At 74.5% G+C, this 3,768-nt stretch carries 3 protein-coding genes and 1 riboswitch; of the genes, 2 read left to right on the forward strand and 1 reads right to left on the reverse strand.

All coding sequences use genetic code 11. From position 1 onward, the window contains the following. Positions 1-105: 105 nt before the first annotated feature. The gene (locus ACIA5A_RS23900; RefSeq protein WP_396766332.1) at positions 106-1,668 is read right to left on the reverse strand and encodes an LLM class flavin-dependent oxidoreductase; all 1,563 of its coding nucleotides are present in this window, start codon (positions 1,666-1,668) and stop codon (positions 106-108) included. Positions 1,669-1,888: 220 nt separating this feature from the next. After that, positions 1,889-2,033: riboswitch (cyclic di-AMP (ydaO/yuaA leader) on the forward strand. On the opposite strand from ACIA5A_RS23900, the gene ACIA5A_RS23905 reads away from it, so the two are divergent. Further along, positions 2,032-2,685, forward strand: a complete 654-nt coding sequence (locus ACIA5A_RS23905; protein ID WP_396766335.1) for a transglycosylase family protein — start codon at positions 2,032-2,034, stop codon at positions 2,683-2,685. (Overlaps the previous riboswitch by 2 nt.) A gap of 298 nt (positions 2,686-2,983) precedes the next feature. Beyond that, complete coding sequence (locus ACIA5A_RS23910) at positions 2,984-3,433, forward strand: YbaB/EbfC family nucleoid-associated protein (protein ID WP_396766338.1); 450 nt, start codon at positions 2,984-2,986, stop codon at positions 3,431-3,433. Positions 3,434-3,768 lie beyond the last annotated feature (335 nt).

Here is a 3,768-nt window from a genome sequence, read left to right on the forward strand (position 1 = left end):
CCGCGCCCGTTCCCCCCCCCCCCGGCCCCCCCCCCCCCCCCCCAACGTTATTACCACCGGCGGGCCCCCTACTACCCCGCAGGCGTTAAGAAGGGGCCCCTCCTTTCAGAGCTGGCCGGGGAAGAAGCCGTGCCGGGCCAGCGGCTCGACGATCTGGTGCTCCTCGTAGGACAGGTGCGACAGCAGCGTGTCGGTGAGCAGGTCCACCGCCTCCTGCAACGCGGTGAAGTCGCCGGGGGAGGCGACCAGCTCCACGAGCGCCCGGTCGACGCTCTCCACCACGCCGTGGATCACCACGTGCTCCTCCTCCAGGCGGTCCAGCACCGCGGCCAGCCCGGCGTCGGCGCGGCGCAGGTGCGGGAAGACCGAGGCGTCCTCCAGGCCGTGGTGCTGCGTCACCACCGTGCAGTACGCGGCGCAGTAGGCGCCAAGCGTCCAGTCGTTCTGCCGCATGGTCATCGCGTTCAGCGCGGCCCGCGCGCCGCCCGGCGACACCGCCCCGCGCCTGACCTGCTCCAGCAGGTCGCGCACCTGGGCCAGCTCCTGCCGCAGGTGGTCGTGCACGTCCACCAGGTGCTGCCCGGCGGCCTGCGCACGGGCGGGATAGACGTGCCCGGCCGGTGGCGGCGGCGCGGTCGGACGGGTCGTCTCGTCCCAGAGGCGGCGGTCGCTCAGCCGTACCCCGGGATCGGGAGTGGGGGTGACCGCGAGCGCGCGCGGGCCGCCGGCGGCGGCCTGTTCCTGGACCACGTCCCGGGCGCCGCTGCCCGGCGTGGTGCGCTCGGCGGCGACCAGCTCCCGCACGGCCGGCGCCACCTCCTGGGCGAAGAGCTGGATGGCGCGCGGCTCGTCGCTGCCGAGCACGAACGTGGTGACACCGTGTGCCAGGGTGAGGCCGGCCAACTCCTCGACCCACTGCTCCGGCGGCCCGGCCAGGAACCCGGTGGACGACCGGGCGAACTCACCGGTGACGTTGAGCATCCGGCGGATCGCGGCCGGGTCCCGCCCGGCGGCCCGCGCGCCCTCGTCGACGAGCGCGTTGAGCGCCGGCAGCTCGTCCGGCCCCTTCGACAGGTACGCCAGCGACGGCAGCCAGCCGTCCGCGGCCCGCCCGACCAGCCGCAGCATCCGGGGCTTGTACGCGCCCACCCAGATGCCCACCTGGTGCGCCGGCGCCGGTCCGCGCTTCGCCCCGACCACCCGGTAGTGCTCGCCGTCCACCCGGATCATGCCGCGCCGCCCGGTGTCCCACACCTCGCGGACGACCTGGATCGCCTCGTCGAGCGCGTCGACCGCCGCGCCGGGGGAGAGCCGCCGCCCGCCGGTCGCCTCGATCGCGTCCCAGAACGCGCCCGCGCCCAACCCCAGCTCCACCCGGCCGCCGGTGAGCAGGTCCAGGCTGGCCACGCTGCGGGCCAGCACCACGGGTTGGCGCAGCGGCAGGTTGAGCACGTTGCCGGCGAGGCTGATCCGATCGGTGGCGGCGGCCACGTACGACATCAGCGTCCAGGTGTCCAGGAAACCCGGCTGGTAGGGGTGGTCCTGGAAGGTGACCAGGTCGAGTCCGACCTGCTCGCAGAGCGTGGCCAGCGCGACCACCTGGTTGGGGCGCCCGGCGGCGGGGGTGAGGAAGCCACCGAATGCCAGCTCGTGTCCGTGGTCGGTCATCCGCCCCGCTCCTCGCGCGATCTTGCCCGGTCCCGCCCACGGTAACCGCACCACCGGCCGCCCGGCGGCGGACCCGCCACCGTGGACGCGGTAGTTGTCCGGTAGCCCGGCCGAGTGACGAACGTCCCAAGAAGTGGGCGATCGTCGCGAAACATCCCTAGCGTCGGGTCCGTTCGCACTCGCGGACACCGCGGGCCGGTAACGCCTAATCCCGCCACCGGCCCGGTGGTCACCGAACCTCGGGCGGGAGCGGGGGACCCACACGTTCCACGGTGCACGTCACCTCGGGGTGAAGCCGCCAGCGGCGGCCGGGCTCCTCGGCCCGAACCCGACAGCTCACCTCGTCGGCGTGGAGGAATCCACATGTCAACTGCATACTCAGCCCGGCGTCGTCGTACCGTCGTCGGCGCGCTCGTCGCCGGTGCCGTCACCGGCGCCGCGGCCCTGTTCGGGCCGGCCGCGCCGGCCGCCGCCGCTGGCGTCGACTGGGACGCCGTCGCCCGCTGCGAGTCCGGTGGCAACTGGCACATCAACACCGGGAACGGCTACTACGGCGGCCTCCAGTTCTCCCGCGGCACCTGGAACGGCCACGGTGGCCGGAAGTACGCCGCCCGGGCCGACCTGGCCAGCCGCGCCGAGCAGATCGCCGTCGCGGAGCGGGTCCTCGACGGGCAGGGCATCGGCGCCTGGCCGGTCTGCGGCCGGAAGGCCGGGTCGACAGGCACGAAGGCCGGGTCGAGCCGGACCCGGGTCGGCGGGCGGTCGGGCTCGACCGCGTCCACGAAGAAGGCGACGACGCCGAGGAGAAAGGCCACCTCCCCGCGTCCGTCCGGCGGCGAGCGGCGCGGTGCGCCGGGGACCGGCGCCTACCTGGTACGGACCGGCGACACGCTCTCCGAGATCGCCGCCGCGAAACACGTCACGGGCGGTTGGCGCGCCCTGCACACGCTCAACCGGGCCGTCGTCGGCGAGGACGCCGGCCTGATCTTCCCGGGCCAGCGGCTGCGCCTGCGCTGACTCCCGCCGCGGGACGCCGTTGCGATGGTCCGGACGGCGTCCCGCGGTTCCCGGAGCCGTGTCGTGCCGGCGGACGACGCCGAACGCCCGGCCATGCGGCCTCCGTGCGTCGCGGGTGCCGAGCCAGGTCGCCGGGACCATTCGGCTCGGCCCTCGTGCCGTGCGACACGCCGGGGGTACGGGGCGTCCGTCCTGCTCCCGGCCCCGGCGACCGGGTCGGTGTGGCGGGTGACGAGGTTCCGTCGTCGCCTGTTGCTATGGTCACGAGGCTCGGCTAAGACGTGAAGAAAGCGCGGATATGACCAACGATGCGTTCTCGGCCGCCGCGAGCCTCGACGAGCTGCTGACCCGTACGCAGCAGGCGCTGGCCGCGATGCGGTCCCGGTCCTGTGTGCTCGCCGACGGCGAACCGGGCGAACTGCTCCGGGCCGAGGGCGCGGCCGCCGGCGGCCGGGTCCGGGCGGTCGCCGTCCAGGGTGGCCGGTTGCACTCCGTCGTCGTCGATCCGGAGCTGGCCGACGTGCCGCTCGAGGTCCTCTGTGCGCATCTGGTCGAGGCCGTCAACGACGCGTTGGGCGAGCTGGACGCGCGGGTCAGCGACTCCGCCCGGGCCGACACCGACGCGCTCGCCGCCCGACTCGGCGGCCTGCCCGACCAGGCGGAGCTGTTCAGCCGGACGATGCACGAGGTGGCCGCGCGCATCCGCCGCGACCGCGACGCCGCCTCCCGAGCCGCTCGCCTGGCGTGACGACTCGATCTGGTGAACGCCCGTCGGGACGGCCGCCCGCCCTGGTCGCCGCCCTCCGCGTGACGGCTCGCCCTGGTGGACGCCCCTCCGCGTGACTGCTCGACCGAGCGGGCACTCTTCAGCGTGACGGCTCGACAGGGGGACGCTCCTCCGTGTGACGGCTCGCTCCCCGGCGACGGCGCCGCGTCGGTCAGCCCGCCGTCATCGGCGCGACTGAATCCGCCGGCGCCCCTTCAGTGGCCGCCATTCGGGATCGACGTTCCGAAGGGCGGGAACGACGGAGATCTTGGTACGGAATGGCCCCTCCAGGGGCCCGTTCGTACCAAGATCTCGGA

It is taken from the genome of Micromonospora sp. NPDC051300 (assembly GCF_044455315.1).
Classification (GTDB): domain Bacteria; phylum Actinomycetota; class Actinomycetes; order Mycobacteriales; family Micromonosporaceae; genus Micromonospora; species Micromonospora robiginosa.